This window comes from Sphingobium sp. UBA5915, assembly GCF_002431195.1.
Classification (GTDB): domain Bacteria; phylum Pseudomonadota; class Alphaproteobacteria; order Sphingomonadales; family Sphingomonadaceae; genus Sphingobium; species Sphingobium soli.
Map to the genome: position 1 here is coordinate 64816 of NZ_DJDV01000034.1, position 361 is coordinate 65176.

The following is a 361-nucleotide window of genomic DNA, read 5'->3' on the forward strand; positions in this document are numbered from 1 at the left end:
TCGCTGCCGGGGTTGAAGCGGACCAGATGCTCGTCCCCTTTCCCATCGCTGATCTGGACCACGCACAGCCGGTCGCGCGGGGTGATGAGCCCCATGGTTTCGGTATCGACGGCGATCGGCCCGGGCGCGAGCACGCCGACGGGCAGATCTTCTTCATGGAAATGAACGGTCATGCCACCCCCTCTATGGCGAAACCGCTCGCACCGCAATCGACGCAATGCAGGCGCCCCGTTGCGCGACGAGCGGACGCGCACATGCGGCAGGATGCACAGGATAGCGATAATATCGCGAAAAGGAACGGATCAGGTCCGAAGAGGTGAAAATCATTCGCATGGCCCTGAAAAGTTGATATAGTGATTCC